Origin of the sequence: Polynucleobacter sp. KF022 (assembly GCF_027924105.1) — a bacterium.
Classification (GTDB): Bacteria; Pseudomonadota; Gammaproteobacteria; order Burkholderiales; family Burkholderiaceae; genus Polynucleobacter.
Map to the genome: position 1 here is coordinate 295892 of NZ_AP026972.1, position 22422 is coordinate 318313.

Genomic DNA, 22422 nt, shown 5'->3' on the forward strand with positions numbered 1-22422 from the left:
AATACAGCGCCATTGTGCTCTTGCCTGGCGCTTATTGGGATTTTAATAAATTCCTAAGCTTTGCTAAAGAGGGCCTATAAACCCTTTAAAATCTACTTTTATTTATAAAAAGCATATCCATTGCTTTCAATTTCATGGCTTTAGTGATTCCAGTCATTCTTTGCGGCGGCTCCGGTACTCGGCTTTGGCCTTTGTCCCGCTCGGGCTTTCCAAAGCAATTTTTGGTTCTCTCTGGGGACGGATCATCTCAAAGCCTTTTTCAACAAGCAGTAGAGCGCATCAATTCTGTCGCTAGTGCAAAAATTACACTCGGCAATACATTAGTAGTCACTAATGAAGACCATCGATTCTTAGTGTTGGATCAATTGCGTGAAATGAAATCAGTTCACGCCACTTTGTTGCTAGAGCCAGTAGGTCGTAACACGGCACCTGCACTCAGTATGGCAGCCTTTTGTGCGCAACAGTTAGCGCAAGATCAAGACCCGATTTTGGTGATTACGCCAGCAGATCAAACGATTCAAAATCCTGCAGCTTTTACTAAAGCGTTGCAAGATTGCATTTCAGTAGTTGAGGTAAATGAACCAAGTATTGCTATCTTGGGTATTACACCAACTGCACCTGAAACAGGCTATGGATATATTCAGCGCTCTGGCGCAAAGGATCAGCACAACGCATTTGCAGTCGATCGCTTTGTAGAAAAGCCCGACAGCCAGACCGCACAAAGTTATTTGGCTAATGGCAGCTATCTTTGGAACAGCGGTATGTTCGTGCTCAAAGCTAGCACATGGCTTGCAGCCCTCAAGGAGTATCGTGGCGATATTTTTGAGGCTTCACAAAAAGCATGGCAAGCGAAATCTGAAGACAAGGCGGACGGAGTGCAATTCATTCGCCCAGGCAAAGACGAGTTCATGGCGATTCCAAGTGAATCCATCGACTATGCGGTGATTGAAAAGTGCCCGAATAGTCAAGGCAGTCAATACAACATCAAGATGGTGGAATTGGATGCCGGCTGGAATGATCTCGGTGCTTGGGATGCAGTGTGGCAAGTTGGCAAACAAGATCAAGATGGCAACGTCACTAGTGGCGATACTTTGCTGACGAATTCGAAAAATTCTTTAGTGCATGCTAATAGTCGTTTGGTAAGTGCGGTTGGGGTTGAAAATCTCATCATCGTAGAAACGGCAGACGCAGTATTGGTAGCTGATCGTAAAAATAGCCAAGATGTCAAAAATATTGTGAACCAGTTGGAGTCACAAAAGCGGGAAGAGAAAAGTCTGCATCGCAAGGTTGCTAGACCTTGGGGCTGGTATGACAGTGTGGATGAAGGCGAGCGCTTCAAGGTAAAGCGTATTCAGGTCAAGCCGGGCGCCAGTCTATCTTTGCAAATGCATCATCACCGCGCGGAGCACTGGATTGTTGTCAAAGGTGTGGCAGAGATTACGAATGGGGATCAAGTCATCACGCTCAAAGAAAATCAAAGCACTTATATTCCGCAGGGGCAAACACATCGATTGGCTAATCGCGGTACTGAGCCCCTAGAGATTATTGAAGTGCAGTCAGGTAGTTACTTAGGTGAAGACGACATTGTTCGTTTCGAAGATACATACGGAAGAAGTTAATCAATATGACCAATCAAATCAATAGCAAACAAAAAGTAGCGCTCATTACAGGCATTACAGGGCAAGATGGCTCCTACCTTGCTGAATTCCTATTGGAGAAGGGTTATATCGTTCACGGTATCAAGCGCCGCTCATCTTCTTTTAACACCGAGCGTATTGATCATATTTATCAAGATCCACATATCGATCATCAAGATTTGATTCTGCATTACGGCGACCTAACCGATACCAGTAACTTAGTGCGCATTATTCAAGAGTGTCAGCCTGATGAGATTTATAATCTAGGCGCGCAGTCTCACGTCGCTGTTTCTTTTGAGTCACCGGAATACACGGCTGATGTCGATGCAATTGGGCCGTTACGTATGTTAGAGGCGATTCGGATCTTGGGTTTAGAAAAGAAAACCCGTTTTTATCAAGCCTCGACTTCTGAGCTCTATGGCTTGGTTCAGGAAATTCCTCAAAAAGAAACTACACCTTTCTATCCAAGAAGTCCATATGCCGTAGCCAAGATGTATGCCTACTGGATCACCGTAAACTATCGCGAAGCGTATGGTATTTATGCCTGTAATGGCATTTTGTTTAATCATGAGTCTAAGCGCCGTGGCGAAACTTTTGTTACACGCAAGGTGACCCGTGGCTTGGCAAACATTGCTCAAGGCTTAGAGAAGTGCCTGTTCATGGGTAATATCGATGCCCTTAGAGACTGGGGTCATGCTAAGGACTATGTTCGTATGCAATGGCTAATGTTGCAGCAAGAAGTTCCAGAAGATTTTGTGATTGCAACGGGTGTGCAGTTTACTGTTCGCGAATTTATTACCCGCAGTGCCCAGCAACTTGGCATTACCCTTAAGTTTGAAGGTGTTGCTGAAAATGAGAAGGCTATCGTAGCTGCTATCGAGGGCGATAAAGCCCCCGCCTTAAAGGTAGGCGATGTGATTGTGCAGATTGATCCGCGCTATTACCGTCCAACTGAAGTGGAGACGCTATTGGGTGATCCAGCTAAGGCGAAAGCAAAATTAGGTTGGGTTCCAGAAATCACACTGGACCAAATGATTGTTGAAATGGTTGCCAATGACCTCGATAAAGCCAAGCAGCATGCCTTACTGCTAAAGCATGGGCATAGCGTTTCAGTGGGTAAAGAAAATTAAATCATTCAGGCAAAAGTAAAAACATGAGCAAAGAGTTTAATCAAAAGATTTACGTGGCTGGTCACCGCGGTATGGTGGGTTCGGCTATTGTGAGAATTCTTAAGATCCAAGGCTATAGCAATATTGTGACCAGAACCCACGCAGAATTGGAGCTAACGAATCAAGCTGCTGTAAGAACTTTCTTTGAACAAGAAAAACCAGCTCAAGTTTATTTAGCCGCTGCAAAGGTGGGTGGTATTCATGCAAACAATACTTTTCCAGCGGACTTCATTTATCAAAACTTAATGATGGAGGCTAACGTCATTCATCAAGCTTTTGAGAGTGGCGTTAAGAAGCTGCTATTTTTAGGTTCGAGTTGTATTTACCCTAAGCTCGCTCCTCAGCCTATGTCTGAAAATGCCTTGCTAACTGGACTGCTAGAGCCTACTAATGAGCCTTATGCTATTGCCAAGATTGCTGGCATTAAATTATGCGAGAGTTACAACCGTCAATATGGACAAAGCCATGGCATTGACTATCGCTCAGTCATGCCAACTAATTTATATGGGCCAGGCGATAACTATCATCCCGAGAACAGTCACGTTATCCCAGCATTAATTAGGCGCTTTCATGAGGCTAAGGCGGTCAATGCTCCTGAAGTATTGATTTGGGGAACCGGTACTCCAAAGCGTGAGTTTCTTTATGTGGATGATATGGCTGCTGCCTCGGTCTTTGTGATGGATTTGGCCAAGAGTGCATATGAACAACATACTTTACCGATGCAAAGTCATATTAATGTAGGCTTTGGGTCTGATGTCACGATTGCTGAGCTAGCAACAGCAGTTGCAAAAGCAACTGATTATTCTGGAAAGATTAGTTTTGATTCCTCTAAACCTGATGGTGCTCCTCGAAAATGGATGGACTCATCCCGCTTAAATCGATTGGGATGGCAAGCTAAGGTAGATTTGGAGTCTGGTCTCAAAAAAGCATATGAAGATTTTTTAAAAATACACTCAGAAGCTAAAACAGGAAATTTATCTTGAGAATTGGCTTTCATACCAATAATCTCTCATTCCGCGGCGCAGAAATTGCCGTATTTGATAACGCATTGCACAATCAACCATTACTTCACAATGAATCTTTCATTTTTTACAAAAGTAAATTACCTAGCGAGCCCACAGTAGTTAGTAAGTTTGAAAAAAACTTCAACAGCTTTGCCTACCAGGATGCTGATCATCTAGCACGCCTAGCAGATCAAAAAAAACTCGATTTACTATACTTCATTAAATCTGGAGAGCGTGACGGCGATATTATTGGTAACGTGCCTTGTGCAGTACACGCAGTCTTTCCAACTAAAGTAGAGCAGTTTTATGGTGATAAGTTAGCTTTTGTATCTCAGTGGTTAGCAAAGGAGTATTCCAACTGTAAAGTTCCGTTTGTACCCCACATGATTGATTTGCCTGAGGTGCGTGGTGACCTGCGTGCAGAACTCAATATTCCTAAAGATGCCGCTGTGTTGGCAAGCTATGGAGGAGGCGATAGCTTCAACCTTCCTTTTGTGCACGAGACTATTCTCAAGGCGCTCTCAAAGCGTAAGGATTTATATTTTATCTTTATGAACTTTGCTCTCTTTGCGCAGCATGAGAGATTAATCTTTTTACCAGGCAATTCCGATATTAACTACAAGATGCAGTTTATTAATACTGCTGATGGCATGATTCATGCGCGCGGTATTGGTGAGAGTTTTGGGTTGGCTTGTGGCGAGTTTTCTATTAAGAATAAGCCAGTGATGACCTATGCTATGTCACCTCAGCGAAGCCACATTGAGATCTTGGGAGATAAGGCGCTCCTCTACAAGGGCAGAAGAGATCTGGAAGAATTATTGCTAAGCTTTAACCAAAAAATCCAGAATGAGAAAAACTGGGATGCCTATAGCAAAGAATTCTCTCCTCAAGCGATCATGCCCAAGTTTGATAGCATTTTCATTAAAGAACCAGATTTTGATCCTAAATTAATAGTCCCCTTAGATAAGTTGGCGCTAGAGGGCTATCGCTTTAGCCGTAAGTTAAGAAATTTATCTAAGAAACTTTACCTCTAAAGCATATGAATATTCTTCTAACGGGTGGTCTAGGATTTATTGGAAGCCATACTGCTGTAGTGCTTAGTCAGCAAGGTCATCAAGTCACGATTCTAGATAATTTGTGTAACAGCCAAATTGGTGTTCTAGCTAATCTGGAAAAAATTACCAACCAAAAATTACCGTTCTACGAGGCAGATGTACGGGATACCCAAATGCTCTGTAAGGTGCTTTCAGAAAATCAAATTGAGGTCGTGATTCATTTTGCGGGACTTAAATCCGTTTCCGAGTCAGCGCAAGACCCCCTGAAGTACTACGACAATAATGTGGGCGGTACTATTGGGTTAATTGAGGCAATGCAAGTGCAGAAGATTAACAAGCTGATTTTCAGTTCGAGTGCGACAGTCTATGGCATTCCTCATTACTTACCTTGTGATGAAGATCATCCGCTGGCCCCTATAAATACCTATGGCAAAACTAAATTACAAGCCGAAGAGATTATGCGGGATCTAGTCGTGTCGGATCCAGCCTGGTCCATAGTTGCTTTGCGTTACTTCAATCCGATTGGTGCTCACGAATCTGGTCTGCTCGGAGAAGTGCCTAATGGCGTGCCTAATAATCTAATGCCTTATGTATGCCAGGTTGCTATTGGCAAGCTTCCGCATCTCAATGTCTTTGGAGATGACTACGAGACTAAAGATGGTACTGGTGAGCGCGACTATATTCACGTGATGGATTTGGCAGAGGGTCACTTGGCAGCGCTCAATTACGTAAATCACTGTCCTGGTTTTGAGGTGATTAATTTAGGAACGGGTATTCCTTGCAGCGTATATGAGGTAATTGCAGCCTTTGAAAAATCTGCCCGTCGCACAATTGCTAAAAAAGTTCAGCCTCGTCGTAGTGGGGACTTACCAATCTATTTTGCTAAAGCAGATAAGGCAAAACAATTATTAGGGTGGTCTGCTAAGCGTGACTTGCAAACGATGTGCGATAGCTCCTGGAAATTTCAGGAAAATTTAAGTAAATAGAGCCTAGAAAATCACTAATCAAATATAGAATGAGTTCACTTATTAGCACATCAAGATATCAAACTCTACCTAACTGGGTCATTTATCTTCAGTGCGCGCTTTTTGCCATTCTCAATGGGATTTGGATATTGCCCGAGACAATTTTAGTGCGTCATATTTGTCTAATTGTAGGCGCGCTCATTAGTGTTTACGTCATTTATCAAAATCGCTCTTTACTGCTTGGTAAATATGCTGTTCCGCTAGCATTATTGCTCCTACTCTTTGTTTGGGTTGTGATTCGCCTATTTACACTAAGCACTGACTATCAGGCTCAATGGTATGAGTTTTCGACTATCTGGAAGCGTACCCTGATAGGGTTTATTTTTGCCATTGGTTTTGGCATTAGCTTGTCTCAACAGGCTAGTACTATTTATAAAAATAGCAACGAGGGCTCTGGCGCTGTCTGGATTTCTTGGTGGATAGTCTATGCAGGTATTGCACTACCAACACTGATTTATTTAGTGAAATATTTTGCTTTTTATAGCTTTACCCATTGGGATATTCAAATCCCTGATTTTTTAAAGCTGTATAACGATCAGCAGCATGCAAGATATTTTGTGCACAAATCATCATATGTATTCTTTTGTTTACCGCTTCTGGCTATTTCGATAGCGCGCATCACTCAGGCGGCCTTACAAGATAAGTTAATGAAAATAGAAACGCTGATTTATAGCATTAGCATTGTGGCAGTCTTCTTTAACTTCTATAGCTTAGTTATCCGAAATGGTATGCTTTACGGATTTATCCTAATACTCATTTCATTAGGTATTATTTTGATTCATGCACTGAACTCAAAAACAGTATCAAAGCGCAATCTATTTATTGCGATCATGATTTTAGCCATTCCCCTCTCTCTGGCAATTCACCAATATCGTACCAATCATCATTGGAATTCATTGGCTTCTGATGCTCGGATAGCGCTAGATGTTGATCGCTATGATTTATGGAAGGATCCCGACAATGAAAAGCCGATCAATGAATTTGGAAAGCCGGTATTTGGCTCTAACTATGAAAGATTGGCTTGGGCAGTGGTGGCGATTAGATTGATTGAAGAGCGACCCTTGGGTTATGGATTAGTCGAAAGATCATTTGGGCATCTAGCTAGAGAAAAGTGGCCCGAGAGCAAGGTTCAGCAATGTCACAGTGGTTGGCTAGATTGGACTCTGGGAATGGGAATTCCAGGACTTGTATTGATATTGGGAGCTGGTCTCTTGGCGTGGCACCAATCCAAAAAAACTCCGCAACCTTGGCGAGACCTTAGTCGTTGGTGTTTGGGCATTTTGCTCTTAATGTATTGCACTACCGAACTCTCTTCCAAGGTCTACATAGATGCCCTTGTATTTATGATTGCCCTTGTCACGAGCTTAGGTTTTTCATCTGCAACTCTAAAAAAAGAGCATGCATAAGAAGATTATTACCAATTCATTTTTCTTATTGCTCGATCGTGGTTTGAGATTAGCAGTTAGTTTTGCAGTCGGCATTTTTATTGCCCGTTTTTATGGCCCAGAACAATTTGGTCAGCTCAACTATGTCTTAGCTACAGCCAGCCTATTTGGCAGTCTTTCATCTTTAGGTTTTGATGATATTGTCCCGCGTGACATGGCTGCTTTGGATCATGAAAATATTTCTCGTGCAGATATGCAAAAGACTGCTTTGCTCATGCGTTTATTAGGGGGTATGCTGGCTTTAAGTTTAGTGTTGCTTTTAATTTATCAAGAGTATGGGTTCACGCAAATTTTTTGGATTGCTTTGGTTTTGGCGCCCTACTTGCCAATTCAAGCAACCGATATATATGAGTTTCGTTTACGAGTCGAAGATCAATTTTCAAAAATTGCTTTTAGTAGGAGTCTTGGTTCATTAGCCGGTAGTGCTCTAAAGTGTTTAGTCATTTTCTTAGGATTGCCCATTACTTTTTTGGCAGCGGCAATGACTAGTGAATACATCATTACTGCTGGCGCATTCAAATTATTTGTACGTGGTAAAGCTTACGTTAAAGGCATATTCCAGCCAGTCTATGCTAAAGCATTAATTCAACGTTCCTGGAAAATTATTTTGGCAGGCACCATCATCATGTGCCAAGTAAGAATTGAATATTTTCTAGTAGAGAAGTTTTTGGGTTGGGAGTCCTTGGGGCAATACTCTGCAGCGTTGAAAATTTTTGAGGTTATTGATGTTGTTTGCGTGATATTAGTAACGGTACTGATGCCTAAATTAGCTTCGATAGTAAGCGCGGAAAATCTTTTGCAATATAGTCGCAGAACCTATTTGTTGGGAATAATGGTGTATTTAACTCTTATACCTGCAATGATTATCTTGTCGCTTATCTTTCCCTATGCATATGGGAGTCAGTATGCTCAAGCAGCAGTTTTATTACCCTGGCTATTTCTCCGACCCTTTTTTAGCATGCTCAATTCTGTGCGTGGCATGTTTTTGATTTTGCAAAATAATTATTGGCTGCCAGCCATGTGCTCCAGTTTTGGTTTATTAGCAAGCTTAATTATTGGGTATAAATTAATACCGGCTTATGGTTTATTTGGTGCGGTAGCCACTACTTTGTCAGGCATGTTTGCCTTGACAATTCTGTCTGATCTTTTGTTTAACCGTAAAAATGTTATAGCTATTTTTACTTGCTACAAAGAATGGCATTACTTTGCCAAACTGGTAACTAACCGCTTCTAATGCATACCTTAATCTACTTTCATGATGCGGCTCTGGCACACGCTCAGTATTTACTGAAGGCATTTGCACACAATTCCAGTATTAGTCAATTAACCGTCGTCTATCCTGAAGGGCGCGGGCAAGATCCAATTTTCTCAGTCAGCAGTGAATCCGATGAACTGCTGTATCCAAAAGCATATGAAATGGTTGGCGTACGTAGCAGTCGCTTACGTATCAAGTGGGGTAATTTCTTTGACCTTCAAAAAGTGATCGCTACTCAAAAACCTGACTATGTCATTGTTTTAGATGAGGCTTATTCGATTAATGCCTTTCTGATTGGATTGGCTGTCAAAGTTAGTGGTTTGAGGATTCCAGTTGTTTGTTACGGCTTTGAAAATATCAATCAATCGCCTCCATTTAAATGGTTTTTACGTGATCCATTAAAACACTTTTTACCATTTATACGAAAGACTTTGCGCTATATCTTCGTTGATAAATTGCTTCAACCGATTAGAGTTCAATTGATTCATGGAGCCCTTATTTCTTATCAAGAGTGCGCTCAAGTCATAGAACAAACCGGTTGGAAATTACCCATGCAAGAACAGTGGTGCGGCGTCGATGTTGATTTATTTAATGCGCATTCAAAAGTGACAACTCAAAAAAGTACTGAAACGTCAAGTGTAATAGCTTATGTAGGGCGCTTTGTTCCGGAAAAAGGAATTTTAGATCTTTTAAATGCTTTAACTTTGTTGCCAGAGCATTGTATTTTGCTGTTGATTGGGGCGGGGCCTGAGGAAGAGCTTATTAAACAAAAGACTGCTCAATTAAGCTTGAGTGACCGAGTGAGAATTTTTCCTCCCATGGGGCTAGATCGTTTGGCGCGACAACTACAAGAGGTTGATGTGTTGGCCTTGCCTTCGCATACCGAAGTTTTCTGGAAAGAGCAGTATGGCCGTGTTTTGGTAGAGGCAATGGCTGCCGGTATTCCGGTGGTGGGTAGTCGCTCAGGGGCAATTCCTTATGTCATCGGGGACGAGTTACGAACCTTTGAAGAGGGTGATCATCAAGGTATTTGTAATGCAATTCAGGTGGCTTTGAGTATGAGTCCAGATCAATGTCAACATCTCCAGCTAAGAGCCAGGAGGGGCAGTGCACAGCAATTTGCTCAGGCTTTTATCAATTTTTATCAGAAACTTTTACCTTCTGTGCGTTCATGAAATATTTTCGTCGTAATCCCATCGCTCAAATACGACTTCAGGTAATTGATTGGTGGTGCCAATTGTGCTCTGTCTTGCGCCAGCCTTTACCGCTGCCGCAGCAGTTGCAGCGGATCTTAATTGCCAATCCAGCACATTTAGGTGATGCAGTCATTACCACTGCAGTACTTAGGGAGCTCAAGAAACAATACCCACATCTCATTATTGATGTACTGTGCGGAAGTTGGAGTGCGCCAATTTTTGAGGCGCATCCAGCGGTCCATAAGATTTACACGCTTGATTTACCTATGCTCAATCGTCGTCCTATTTCAGTCCAAGATAAGCAACTCCAATATCATCTTGGGTATCAACAGTTAAAAATTGAGCTACAAAAAGAGCGTTACGACTTAGTTGCTAGCGTTTATGCCTACGAGCCTAGCTATATACCGGTAGTGGATAGGCTATTGAAAGCTCCCATAGTAGGATTCTCATCAGCTGGGTATGGCCCTTTGCTTGCTAAATCATTTAATACCGCGCATTTCGATTGGCATGAAGTCCAACACCAGGTGAAAGTGCTGGAGGATTTTCTTGGAGAGCCTAAGTCACTAGAGGATTATCAAATTTGGTTAGAACAAGGTATTCCCACTATTACAGGGGATATGCCCTACGTTGTGTTACACCCAGGCACTGGTGAGCCGAGTAAGGAATGGAGTATTGATGGGTGGCAAAAGGTGCTCAATCATCTAAAAATGCGAAATGTGCGTGTAGTTATTACTGGGCACGGTGAGCGTGAGCAAAAAATAGCTAAGGCTCTAGCGGAGGGGGTTAATGGAATTGTGGTTGAAAATTGGGTGGGTCGATTATCGTTTAAAGACTTTTGTCAAACCATTGCTGGAGCACGCCTTTTAATCAGCGTTGAATCAGTTGCCGCACATATTGCTTCAAATTACAAAGTACCAACATTAATTGCTGCTTTTGGGAAAACCAATCTTAAGCGCTGGCAACCTCTTGGCGGCCTTACGCAATTAATTGATATGCGACAGGACTCTAAAAAAAGTGAAAAATTATTTTTTGAGCGCCTCGAAGTGCTGCTACATCAAAAAAATATCACGCTAAAAGAAGGTATTAAAGCATCATGACAATGATGACTATTGATGTGCGCTTTATCAATGCTTCGGGAATTGGTACCTACATTAAAGAGCTTGTGCCGGGGGTGATACGCAGTTTGCCGCAGTATGAATTCGCATTGCTTGGCAAGCCTGAAGAAATTGCCTCGCTTAAGTTGCCTAGTGATGCCAAGATTAAGGTTATCTCAGCATCATCAAAAATGTATTCCCTAAAAGAACAGTGGGAAATCCCTAGGTTAATTCCAAGCAAGAGCAGACTTTATTTTTCTCCCCACTACCCAACACCTATAGGCTATCGCGGGAAGCTAGTTGCCACCGTCCACGATCTTTTTCACTTAGCTATGCCTGATTTAGTGAGAGGGCTTCATAAAAAAGCCTATGCTAAGTGGATGCTTAATCGACTTGCTCATAAGGCAGATGTAATTATCACTGTCTCGGAATTTAGCAAGGCTGAGTTTGCAAAATACATTGACTCTGATGTGGATAAAGTGCACGCCATTCCTTTAGGGGTTAATAAAGACTGGTTCAATCTTTCAAGCCTACCGAATCCACATCCGCGGCCATACCTTTTATTTATTGGAAATGTTAAGCCGAATAAAAACCTGAGTAATTTAGTACTCGCTTATCAAAAATTACTTTTAAAAATCCCACATGATTTAGTGATCATTGGAAAAAAGGATGGTTTTCATTCCCCTGATCAAACAGTTTATGAGATTGCAAAAGCTTATCCTGATCGAATTCACTTTACCGGTTTTGTGCCTGAGGCACTCTTAAAGTCATATATGGATCACGCAAGCGTATTTATTTTTCCTTCCATCTATGAGGGTTTCGGACTGCCACCACTTGAAGCTATGGCTGCAGGTATTCCCACTATTGTTTCGCATTCAGCATCTTTGCCAGAAGTATGTGGCGATGCAAGTCTATATTGCGATCCCTACAGCGTTAATGATGTTGCTCAAAAAATTGAACAATTAATTGTTGACCCACTTTTGCAAAATGAGTTACATACTAAAGGTCTTGATAGGGCGAAAGAATTTACCTGGGATAAAACGATCGAAAAGACCGCCCTATTACTAGACGAGGAGGCGCAAAATTAATAATCACGCCTGTATTAGGAAAATAGGCCAAAATAAAAAATAAATTCACCTGTAACCCTAAAAAGTAAGTTTCCAGGCGTATTGGAAAGAATTTACTCTGAGGCTCAAGTAATCCTAGTCATCTAATTAGATAACTTTTTTTGGTCTTATAGGGCGCCTGATAGAATATGCTCATGAATTTAAACCGATTATTGAAACAGGCTAAAGCTGGATTTGCAGAAAGATCATGCAAAATTTTATACCTTTATTTTTTTAGCATCTATGTTATCTTCGTTTTTAATGAATTTCTCGCCAAACCAGTAGACTTTTATGCCCTAGTATTAATCATTATTGGCCTTCCTTTAATTAATCGTGCCAACGTTAAGTTAATTTTTACTTCTATTGCAGGCTCAAAAAGTGCAATTGTTATTTGCCTCAGTATATTAGTGATCAGCATACTTTTTTTTACGGCCACTCTATTTCAATTGCCCCAAACAAATGGTCTGATTGCTTTTTTTGCGCAGTATGGTGTTCATATAGCTTTACCAGCAATTGTTTTGCTGGTAATTCCGCTAAATAAAGAATCAATACGTTTTATTTTTAACTGCCTATTGGCAGCACTTATCATTCTGGCGCTTAATGATATCGCACTTTATATTTGGCAATACCTTAATTTCAGCAAGATAGGCGAGGATTTTTCTCATCGTTGGTTTGGGGATGGCTATGTTTTTTTATACCCATTTTTATTGGGGCATTTATTAAACGCTACCAGTGAAAAAGATAATAGAAATCAAAGTCAGATCACTCATGGTGGGCTTTATCAATTAATGCTTTATTTACTGTTGATTCTGATCATTTTTTTAGCTGGTGGAACTGGTGCAAGATCTACTTACGGCATAATCTTGTTACAAATAACAATATTTTTTTACTTTAAATGTCGTCAGTTAGGTCTTGCTCGAGCTAGTTCAATTTTAATCGTAATTACATTTGTTTATTTACTCGTAAATTTTATTTTAGGTTTTTTAGCGCCAAAACTCTATTCTGGGGCCATAGACCGTGGCCTACAAATTTATGATCGAATTGAGCATACTTGGATGCCGGGAATTTACTTTATTAGCAAAGCACCTCTTCTTGCGTATGGTTTTGGTGTGCCTGCCTGGAATGAGGCCTACGCTTTATATTCTGAAAGTTACCCAAATGCGATAAATGTCGGTAGTACGCATAATTGGTTTTTGGCTACTGGGTTTCTTGGGGGTGTATGCGCTATTTTTGCCCAGTTTATGATGACTGCTGGCATTATTTATTGGTCTTTTGTAGGTATCAACAATAAAAATCTGGAAATAAAATCTTGGGTATGGATTCTATTAATTAGCTTTATAAGTTTTTATTTATGCAAGGGGTTGGTAGAATTTACAACATATAAATATTTATCAATTACTTTAATGGGAATTTTTATATCGAACGCTGTAAATCATAAACATTTACACTATAAAATAGGAAGCAACAACGAATTTATCTCTTCTAAGACTAAATCGTTATATTTTTGAATGTTCAAGGGTCCTCAGACAACTACAATAAATGAGATGGAAATCTCTAATAATGATGTGTTGCAGTTTCTTAAGAGCGCGTATCGAGAGGCTGTTCTTGCAGGTGTGATTGGTCTTGCTATCTCCACCATCTATTTGGTTTTAGCTCAAAAGCAGTACGAGGCAAACGCGTTTATTGTCATGGCGCAAGTTGCTAATAATACAAGTAATATTTATAGCCCTCAGGGAATTTCTGTAGAAGAGCCAGCGAACCTCATTGCTCGCCTAAAAATGTCTAAATCCTATCCAATTGAAGTAATCGAGGCTTGCGCTCAGAAAGATGAAGTCGTTACCCCATTTTCTTATTTTAGTATAGCGCCAATCAAGAGCACGCCTAATATCGTGGATCTTAAAGCTACTGCCAGTTCGCCTAAATTAGCCAGCTCTTGTGCACAAGCTATTTTTGAGTTCATTAAGTCTAGCCAATCGCAAATGGCCAATCAGTATTTGGGTTTTATTAAGATCGAGTTGTTGGAAAAGGAAGCTCTGTTAAGAAATTTACGAGCAGAAATTTCTAAAGACAGTCAGTCTAATGTCTCGTCTATCTTTAGCTTGAGTTTGAATCTAGAGCAAGTGCGGGTATTGACCAACGAAATACAGCAGCTAAAAAAGATTTTAACCAGTTATCAAAATAAGGAAGCCTATCTGATTTCGCCGATTAATGCCGACAACAATCCAGTTACACCAAAAAAGTCGTTGGTTCTTTTAGGTGGGCTAATTAGTGGATTATGTTTAGGTTTGCTGCTTGCTTTGGCGCGTCAGTTAGCGGCTGGTATCTCTGGGCGTAGCACTAGATAGTAGCGCATGGCTCTTCGAAGAGGGGTAATAAGTCAGCAGGCATTCAAAAATGTGCATGTGTAATAAATTCTTAAAAATAATTGCAAGTACCTATTTAAAAAGCGCTTGTTAAGGTGGCTTGCGCTGAAACTAATTTTTGCTAGAGTTCTTTTGTATGAAAAAATTTACTGCCTACATTAGTACAAAGTCTAAAAATTTATTTTGACCGAGTACTTGCTAGAATATAAGAAGTTCTATATTTAGAGGTATTTAGTTATCAATACATTACCGTATCGATAAAGTACAAAAGTTCTTAAGCCGCAACAAAGTATTTAATAATTTAATAAATTTATAAAGTCTATTAACTTCATGATTTTCTCGACATTCCTAAAAAATATTAAATTATTACTGTTGGCGGAAATAGAATGATGTTAAAAACGCAGGATCCTTGGTGGCTAAAAATAATGCCACTGTCTTTGCGAAAATTATTAGTCGGGCGAAATAATTTACATGCCGTGATCCACAATATTGGTTGGCTGTTCTTTGATAAAGTGTTACGGGCTTCTTTGGGAATTATTGTCGGTGCATGGATCGCAAGATATCTTGGCCCAAGTCAATTTGGTAATTTATCGTATTGCATTGCATTTATTGCTATCTTCCAGGCCATTGTGAATCTTGGTTTGGATGGGATAGTTGTAAGGGATCTGGCTAGCCATAAAGATAGCCAAAATGAAATACTGGGTACAGTGTTTTGTATGCGGATTCTGGCAGGTTTAGTTTGTTGGTTTTTTGTTGTACTTGGCTTTGGCATGATGGATGGATTTTCTAGCAATAGCTTGCTCATCGTAATGATACTAGGCGCAAGCTTAATTTTTCAGGCATCAGATACGGTAGATCTCTGGTTTCAAAGTCAAAGCCAAAGTCGTCGAACAGTAATTACAAAATCGTGCGCATATTTGGCTTCAAATATTTTTAAAGTTTTTCTGATTTTAATGGACGCCCCATTATTTGCCTTCGCGATAGCAATTGCTTTAGAGTCAGCACTGAATGCGCTTGGTTTATTTATCGCTTATCGCAGATTTCCGATGAATAATAGATGGAAAAATCAATTCCAAAGATGGGGTTTTCTACTCAATGAATCGTGGCCATACATTCTGAGTAGTCTAGCAATAATAGTTTATATGAGAGTAGACCAAATTATGGTCAAGAATATCTTGGACGATTCTGCTTTAGGTCTTTATGCTGCTATGTTGCCGATATCCAGTATATGGAATGTAATTCCAATGTTAGTGTGCATTAGTCTCGGCCCATATATGGCGAGAAAAAAGCTCGAAGGCAAAAAATATTTTAATGCCTCTCTATTGCTGGTGTTCAGATTATTCTTAGCTATGAGTGTAGGAATTTCAATTCTGATTGCTATTATTGCAAAGCCGTTACTAGTTTTTCTTTACGGATCCTCGTTTGAGGCAGCAGGTAATATTTTAAGTATTTACGTATTTACCAATGTTCCAATTTTCTTGGGACTTGCTCAAGGTATTTGGATACTTAATTATAAAAAATCACATGTAATGCTTTTCCAGACTTTTATTGGTGCAGCAGTATCTGTCATGGGAAATTTATTTTTAATTCCAATTTTAGGGTTGCAGGGAGCAGCAATTACGGCAGTATTTTCTCAATTATGTTCGGCAGTCCTTGTGAATATTATTTTTTCAAAGGAATTATTTTTTATGCAGCTTGGGATAAAGAGGCAATAAAAAATACGACTATCAAATTAGTCGAAGTTTATTGATTTTGCAAAATACTTATCGCCACAGACATAGGCTTTTTAGGCGCCCACCTAACTGAGAAGGCCCTTAAAATGGTAATGATTTATTGGCAGTGGATAACTACTTCACTGACTCATTTTTTTCCAATTCGCGTTTAGAGCAAATGATGAACTCTGAATAGGTCTTTACTAGCCCAGTCAATATTGGCAATCCAGGTGAGTTCACTATGCTGGAATTGGCTGAAACGATTCTTAAGCTCTCGGGCAGTAAATCCAAGATCATTCATCAGCCGCTGCCATCAGATGATCCAAAACAGCGTCAACCAAATATCGAATTAGCAAAAGCAAAGTTAGATTGGTAGCCTAAGGTCCATCTTGAGGACGGCCTAAAAGAGACGATTGCTTGCTTTAAGAAGGTTGTGCGTAGGTGCATTGAGTAAGCTTAAATTAAAAATAACAGCTTGACTTAAGTTTGTTTAGATTAAATTAATTGCCAGAGAGTAATTAATCAATTTTCTTTGTAAATCCAACCAGGTGGCTAACTCTATTCTTTGAGCCTAGACTCCCCAGCAATTTCTTTAAAAATGATTTTGTAATTCTTGCGTAATTTAATAATAGCGGCCATTTTTCTGGTAAAGGGTACATTTGTGGAAAGAATTGATATTTAATTTCCAAAAGACCGGCTTTTTTTAATGCAAGATTTAATGATCTTTCCGTAAAAAAATGTAAGTGAGACTTTGTATCATATGCAATTGTTGATGACTCTTCGGATTTCCCAAGAGGTGTTGATAGAAAAATGAAGCCACCCTGGGTGAGTTTGCTGCTTAAGTTTTTAAGTGTTGTTATTGGGTCTTCGAGATGCTCTATGACTTCGATCATATAAATTAGATCTACTTTTTCCTTTAGATCTTCAATTCTTTTAATTTGAGTTAATTGATATTTGGAATAAAGGTCAAAGCAAATGGGGTTGGATTCAATGCAGTAAATAACACACTTATCGCCCAACTTTTTCTTAATAGATCTTGAGATGTGAGCATTTCCAGCTCCAAAATCAAGAAGTTTGACTGGTAAACTATTTTTAGCTAAACGCTTGTTAAATAATTTAAGCAGTCTAATATTTCTCTCGTTATAAATACGTAGAAACTCATCTGATTCGTCCTCAATATTTGTGGCGCGTTCGCAAATGCCCTGAGTTTCTTTTTCAATTGGTGTAAATAAGTGGCCACATATTATGTTGGAACATTCGTAAATACTCTTTTTATGTTTGGAATTAAAAATAAACTGGGAAGAGGAGCTACATATTGGACATTTCTGATATTGCATTTATTGCCTCTATTAAAAATAGCATTTGATTATAATGTATGGGCACGTTGAATGTTAAATCTTTCATTTATCTATGCTAATTAAATTAAGTGGATCATAGTCCAGAGAAAATACATGTCCTATTTACTTCATTTTAAAAATCCCAGGCGTTCAATTGGGTTAGTAATTATGCGCTTAAAAGCCTGGGTTGAGAGATCTAGGCGAAAGCGCTTCTTATATCGGGGTATTATCAATAAAGTTTCGGCAAAGCATGGATCTATACGAATACTACTTTGCTATAACCGTGTATCACACCATATGGCTGAGTTTGTAAATATTGCTTTGCGGAAACGTTATCCAAATATTGAGGTTTTTGGTTGCGGGCCTAATAATGAATTTCATATTTCAGATGGGCCCAGATCGCACAAAAAGATTGCTGAACTAGCTAATCGGCTAAAGGTGGATGTATTTTGGGAGATTGAAAGCGGCCATGTAAGCAAGGAGTTCCAGTTTATTAGAGCTTTCCCACCAATTTCAGCTGTTAAATTATGGTGGGTTAACGATAGTCACCAATTTCTTGATTTAATGGTTGCTAAGGCGCCATATTTCGATAGAGTTTTTGTTTCTATGAAGGATGATGTTCAGGCCTTTGGTAAAAATGCTTTCTGGCTTCCAGGGAGCGCTTCATTGGATGTGGCACTAGATTTCAATGTGCCACGAGTTCATGATATTTCTTTTGTCGGATCTATGGATTCAGTCCATTCAAAGCGCGTAGAAATCATAAATATGCTTAAAGTGGATTTTCCACAAATAAATATTAAAAATAATTTATTTTTGGATGATATGGCCTTTGAGTACAGCTCCACCAAAATTGTTTTTAATCTGAGTCTGAATCGCGATTTAAATTATAGGGTTTTTGAGGCGCTTGCATGTGGCGCCCTACTTTTAACAGATCGGATTGGTAACGGTCTTTTAGATTTATTTGAAGATGGAAAGGACATCATTGTTTATGACACTTATGAGGACCTATGTCAAAAAATAAAATATTACCTACAGCATGAGGATGAGCGAAAAGCAATAGCAAAATCAGGACAGTTAAAAGTTAAAAAATACCATACTGTTGATAACAGAATTGATTCGGTTATTAATCAATTGTCTGATATATTTAATGAGAAATCTGGACTAGCGCCCAATCATTCCAGTTTTATTAGTGGTAATTCGTCGAAAGCTCTTCCATGAAAAAAAATAACCCCATTCAGTTGCATTTTTGCACTTCACTCGGAGTAAGTAGCCTTCCTAAGTTATTGGCTCTTTATTGGTCCTTATTGCGTCATAGTGCAAATCCATTTGTTTTTTGGGTTCTGTGTGATGGTGACGAGGTCTATCAGCTTTTATTCAAACTAAATTTAGAGCACGTTCGACTAGTCCCACTGACAGAGTTTGAAAAAACTGATGTTGAACTTTATTCGGTTAAGCGGTATAGGGATGTATTTGAATACAACTGCACGCTTCGACCTTGCTGGATGCTTTACCTACTCTCATGCAACTCTGAAATTCAATTTCTGACATATATGGATACGGATCTGTACTTTTTTTCAGATCCCCAGTACCTATACGATCAACTTGATAATTGCTCTGTATTACTGTCAGAGCATCGATTTTCAAAGCTAGCTACTAGGTTGGGTATGACCCCTAAGATTTCTGGAGTTTTTAATGCTGGATGGCTTGCTGTAAAAAATGACAAAATAGGGCATGAGGCTTTGCTGTGGTGGCGAAAACGGTGTCTAGAGTGGTGTCGCCGTTTTTATGAGGACGGTAAATTTGGAGAGCAGAAATATCTTGAAAGTATGCCGGAGCTATTTCAAGGGGCTGTAGCATTAAATAGACTCGGTGGAAATGTTGCGCCCTGGAACGTAAGCGATTACCTAGTATCGGCAGATGAAATCAACCGAGTGTATGTTGATAATGAGCCACTGATTTTCTTTCATTTTCATGCATTGCAGATGGAGGGAGAGTTTTCTTTCAAGGTGGTTAGGGAGGTTGGCAAAAATGTGGTTCAGCTAACCAACCCAAGTTATGTACTTAGCGGCAGGCAAAAGCAATTAATCTACAAGCCATATATTGCAGAAATGAGAAGAGCAATAAGGCTGGTTCGGGACATTCGATTTAATAAAGAGGAAGCGACAATCGAAGAGGAGGCTGAGTCTCCATGGAATTTTAAAAAAATGATAATAAGGACAAAGGCCCAGTTAACGCGTTTGAGATCAATCATACTTTACATGACTTTATAATCATTGAATGTTGTTGCTAAATCCCATTAAATTAAAAAATCTAAGGATAAATATATCTTTACTGGGATTGTTAATACCTATTTTCAGTCTAGCGCTACCAGCCTTTTTTTTAAATATAGCTTTTTTAATTTCTGGATTAATTTATATATTAAGGAGAGGTTTATTTTCATGTATTGCCTATTTATTTTTTGGGATTTCTACTCTTATTTCGGCATATTCCTCAAGAAAAATATATGCAACCAATGGCGATGACTTTATTCGATATTATGAAAATTATGAATTATGTAGTAATACTTTAAGTGCTTGTATGCAAAATAAAGGATCGGAGTATATCCTTTATTTTTTATACTGGATGCTGCCAGAGAGTTTGCAGCCAATTCAGTTGTTATTTATTAATTCTACAATTATTGGCTTGGCTACATATTATATTTTTATATCTAGAATTAATGAAAATAAAACAACTTTAAATCTGTTATTTATATTATTTAATATATTTTTAGTAAGCGGGGCTTTTTTTTGGGCCACTCAATTTACTAGGGCCGCATTAGCATGCTTATTTCTATGTTATTTTTTAGCCAATAAAAAAATAATATTATTTTCTCTTGCTTTATTTACTCACTCCACCACCTTGTTGGCATTTATCATTGCTTTATCAGTTAAATATCGTGCAATATTTTTCGGAAGTTTATCTGCTTTAATTATTATATATTTAGATAATCAAATATTATATAAATCCATAGATTTAATACCTCAGTTCCTTGAAGAATTAGAGTCAAAAACTATTTTTCTGAAGTTGAATATTAACGGTGATAATATTGATTTAAGTAAGGATATATTATCGTCATTCCCAGTTTATTTGCTAGGCTATTGGTATAGTAGAAGCGGATTATTTGCTCATGCTTGGATTTTGATGGCAGCATCCCACACTTTTCTCTTTAGTTTTCCACTCCTTGCTGTAAGACTCTATTTGATAATTTTTTTTAGTGGACCAATGTTGATTGCTTCGATAATAGATTTTAAAAAAATTAAATTGGCATCCAATCAAAATTATATTATGATTTTTTTATTAGTCCAAATATATGTAATGTTAGTAATGCTATATAGATTCTATTATAGGTATCTTATGAGTCTAGATAGTGACTTCGGATTATTTAGCACGTATTCACCATTCTTGCCATTGATTTATAAATTCTAAATGAGGACATCGCCATACCTTAACAATAGAATTTCTATCTTATTGTTTTCCCTATTAATTTTTATAAAACTATTGATAAATCCTCACTGGGGATATGACGAATATGGAGCAGTGATAACTTACATTGAATTGGATGATCCTGCAGTTAAAGCAGTCTATTCTGAGTACTTTAGTCATTTAATTCAAAATGGGAATAAATTAGATTGGCTTAAAGATTTTTTTCTTTATTTATTCGTAGTTCCACTGAGATGGACCTATGCCCTAGGCCTAAGTCCATGGCTTAACTTTGCTAGAATCTCGGCTGTTAATTGGGAATATCTAAGAGTATTTTTACTATTTCCATATCTGTTGCTGTCCATTTTGGGTCTAGTGCTTGTTCAAAGGTCTATTAGATCTAATAAGACTGCCTCATTTTACTTTGTTGCCCTAATCTTATTATCACTACCATTTACGCATTGGATATTAACTTTTACATCATATTCCTATCATTTATTTTGCTTCGGCCTACTTTTAAATGCCTATCTAAAAACCCAAAATAATGCATGCGGAAAGTATTTCAATTTTTCATCGGTAGCGAATTCATTGGTTGTGTTGTTTAATTATCAATATTTGGTAATCGTTTTTATTTTTGGAGTTAGTAATTTTATTGAAAATCCAAAAGATTTTTTTACTAAATCGAGGTATAAAAATTGGGTCATGCCTTTTATTTTTTGCCTATCCTCCGTGATTTTTTTACTACTTCGTAGCGTAATCTCTGGCAAACATACTTCACCAGCATATGCTGCCCTCCCCGATAAAATTGAAGGTGATTATAATTTTTTAAATCATATTTCTGGAGTAAACCAAGCTCTTGATTTTCTGATCTTAAGTTTTTTTGATGTTATTAATTACTTTTTTGAATTAAGATTATCTTTATTTTTTGGAATATTAATCACAATATTTTTAATATTAATAATCATAAAATCATATATTTCAAATAAAAATAAATTAATTATAAAGTTTTCTATATTATTTATAATTGGCCAATATATTTTATATTTAAGCGGTGTTGTTCCGCTATCGCCAACTAGACATCAATTAATTTTATTTTTGCCAATAATTCTTTTAATATCTATAGCACTGCAAAGCATATTTGATGGTTTTAGTGCATATAAAATGAATTTATTAATTCCCTTTGTATTTCTTTTATTTGGTGCCTTATACCAGATTGACCACATTATTAAAATGCCAAGAGGTACTTCATTGAACTCTCTTGAGGGTGTGCTTTACTCCCAAGGGGTTCAGTCGTTGATATTGGCCCCATGCGATTTTGAGCCTATACTCCATCCGGAAATTAGGGTTAAATACAATCCGCTCTATAGATGTGGGCCTAAAATCTTTAAAACTTTAGATCCGGCACTTGATCGCATTGCTGTTTGGTCTCTGCTGCCGCTGGATCTATCTCTTATCGCCTCCTATGTGAAAGATTTTAGTTCTGAGAAATGGTTTATTCAGCCTTACGATGGGGCTCATCAGTTCGGTAATATTGGCTTTTTATATATTGCTATAAAAAAATAAAT

The 22422-nt window shown here is 38.6% G+C and carries 19 protein-coding genes; 18 read left to right on the forward strand and 1 reads right to left on the reverse strand.

What is annotated here, in order from left to right:
* Positions 1 to 134 precede the first annotated feature (134 nt).
* From PKF022_RS01635 to PKF022_RS01700, 14 genes are all read left to right on the forward strand, one after another.
* Positions 135 to 1619 (forward strand): mannose-1-phosphate guanylyltransferase/mannose-6-phosphate isomerase, encoded by a 1485-nt coding sequence (locus tag PKF022_RS01635; protein ID WP_281776951.1) that lies wholly within the window; start codon positions 135 to 137, stop codon positions 1617 to 1619.
* 5 nt (positions 1620 to 1624) lie between these two features.
* Positions 1625 to 2767: a GDP-mannose 4,6-dehydratase gene (gene gmd / locus PKF022_RS01640; RefSeq protein WP_281776952.1), complete on the forward strand. Its 1143-nt coding sequence runs from the start codon at positions 1625 to 1627 to the stop codon at positions 2765 to 2767.
* Positions 2768 to 2790: 23 nt separating this feature from the next.
* Positions 2791 to 3789: a GDP-L-fucose synthase gene (locus PKF022_RS01645; protein WP_281776953.1), complete on the forward strand. Its 999-nt coding sequence runs from the start codon at positions 2791 to 2793 to the stop codon at positions 3787 to 3789.
* Complete coding sequence (locus PKF022_RS01650; RefSeq protein WP_281776954.1) at positions 3786 to 4844, forward strand: hypothetical protein; 1059 nt, start codon at positions 3786 to 3788, stop codon at positions 4842 to 4844. The genes PKF022_RS01645 and PKF022_RS01650 overlap by 4 nt, the downstream gene beginning before the upstream one ends.
* 5 nt (positions 4845 to 4849) lie before the next feature.
* On the forward strand, positions 4850 to 5851 hold the full coding sequence (galE, locus tag PKF022_RS01655; protein WP_281776955.1) for a UDP-glucose 4-epimerase GalE: 1002 nt from the start codon (positions 4850 to 4852) through the stop codon (positions 5849 to 5851).
* Positions 5852 to 5880: 29 nt separating this feature from the next.
* A complete protein-coding gene (locus tag PKF022_RS01660; RefSeq protein ID WP_281776956.1) occupies positions 5881 to 7296 on the forward strand; it encodes an O-antigen ligase family protein in 1416 nt (471 codons plus the stop codon).
* Positions 7289 to 8569, forward strand: coding sequence for an oligosaccharide flippase family protein (locus tag PKF022_RS01665; protein WP_281776957.1), 1281 nt, complete (start codon positions 7289 to 7291; stop codon positions 8567 to 8569). Before PKF022_RS01660 ends, PKF022_RS01665 begins: the two co-directional genes overlap by 8 nt.
* Positions 8569 to 9765 (forward strand): glycosyltransferase family 4 protein, encoded by a 1197-nt coding sequence (locus PKF022_RS01670; RefSeq protein ID WP_281776958.1) that lies wholly within the window; start codon positions 8569 to 8571, stop codon positions 9763 to 9765. Before PKF022_RS01665 ends, PKF022_RS01670 begins: the two co-directional genes overlap by 1 nt.
* On the forward strand, positions 9762 to 10883 hold the full coding sequence (locus PKF022_RS01675) for a glycosyltransferase family 9 protein (RefSeq protein ID WP_281776959.1): 1122 nt from the start codon (positions 9762 to 9764) through the stop codon (positions 10881 to 10883). Before PKF022_RS01670 ends, PKF022_RS01675 begins: the two co-directional genes overlap by 4 nt.
* A complete protein-coding gene (locus tag PKF022_RS01680; RefSeq protein WP_281776960.1) occupies positions 10880 to 11968 on the forward strand; it encodes a glycosyltransferase family 1 protein in 1089 nt (362 codons plus the stop codon). The genes PKF022_RS01675 and PKF022_RS01680 overlap by 4 nt, the downstream gene beginning before the upstream one ends.
* Positions 11969 to 12141: 173 nt before the next feature.
* Positions 12142 to 13494 (forward strand): hypothetical protein, encoded by a 1353-nt coding sequence (locus PKF022_RS01685; RefSeq protein ID WP_281776961.1) that lies wholly within the window; start codon positions 12142 to 12144, stop codon positions 13492 to 13494.
* Positions 13495 to 14331, forward strand: a complete 837-nt coding sequence (locus PKF022_RS01690) for a hypothetical protein (RefSeq protein WP_281776962.1) — start codon at positions 13495 to 13497, stop codon at positions 14329 to 14331.
* 404 nt (positions 14332 to 14735) lie between these two features.
* Positions 14736 to 16064: a flippase gene (locus PKF022_RS01695; RefSeq protein ID WP_281776963.1), complete on the forward strand. Its 1329-nt coding sequence runs from the start codon at positions 14736 to 14738 to the stop codon at positions 16062 to 16064.
* Between the two features lie 238 nt (positions 16065 to 16302).
* A complete protein-coding gene (locus PKF022_RS01700; RefSeq protein WP_281776964.1) occupies positions 16303 to 16437 on the forward strand; it encodes a hypothetical protein in 135 nt (44 codons plus the stop codon).
* Between the two features lie 142 nt (positions 16438 to 16579).
* Here PKF022_RS01700 and PKF022_RS01705 read toward each other — a convergent pair whose 3' ends face one another.
* Complete coding sequence (locus PKF022_RS01705; RefSeq protein WP_281776965.1) at positions 16580 to 17398, reverse strand: class I SAM-dependent methyltransferase; 819 nt, start codon at positions 17396 to 17398, stop codon at positions 16580 to 16582.
* Positions 17399 to 17695: 297 nt separating this feature from the next.
* On the opposite strand from PKF022_RS01705, the gene PKF022_RS01710 reads away from it, so the two are divergent.
* From PKF022_RS01710 to PKF022_RS01725, 4 genes are all read left to right on the forward strand, one after another.
* Positions 17696 to 18616 carry a glycosyltransferase gene (locus tag PKF022_RS01710; protein WP_281776966.1) on the forward strand — a complete coding sequence of 307 codons (921 nt, stop codon included), beginning with the start codon at positions 17696 to 17698 and terminating at the stop codon, positions 18614 to 18616.
* On the forward strand, positions 18613 to 19668 hold the full coding sequence (locus PKF022_RS01715) for a hypothetical protein (protein WP_281776967.1): 1056 nt from the start codon (positions 18613 to 18615) through the stop codon (positions 19666 to 19668). Before PKF022_RS01710 ends, PKF022_RS01715 begins: the two co-directional genes overlap by 4 nt.
* A 7-nt stretch (positions 19669 to 19675) precedes the next feature.
* Positions 19676 to 20863, forward strand: coding sequence for a hypothetical protein (locus PKF022_RS01720; RefSeq protein WP_281776968.1), 1188 nt, complete (start codon positions 19676 to 19678; stop codon positions 20861 to 20863).
* 129 nt (positions 20864 to 20992) lie between these two features.
* Positions 20993 to 22420 (forward strand): hypothetical protein, encoded by a 1428-nt coding sequence (locus PKF022_RS01725; protein ID WP_281776969.1) that lies wholly within the window; start codon positions 20993 to 20995, stop codon positions 22418 to 22420.
* Positions 22421 to 22422: the final 2 nt, after the last annotated feature.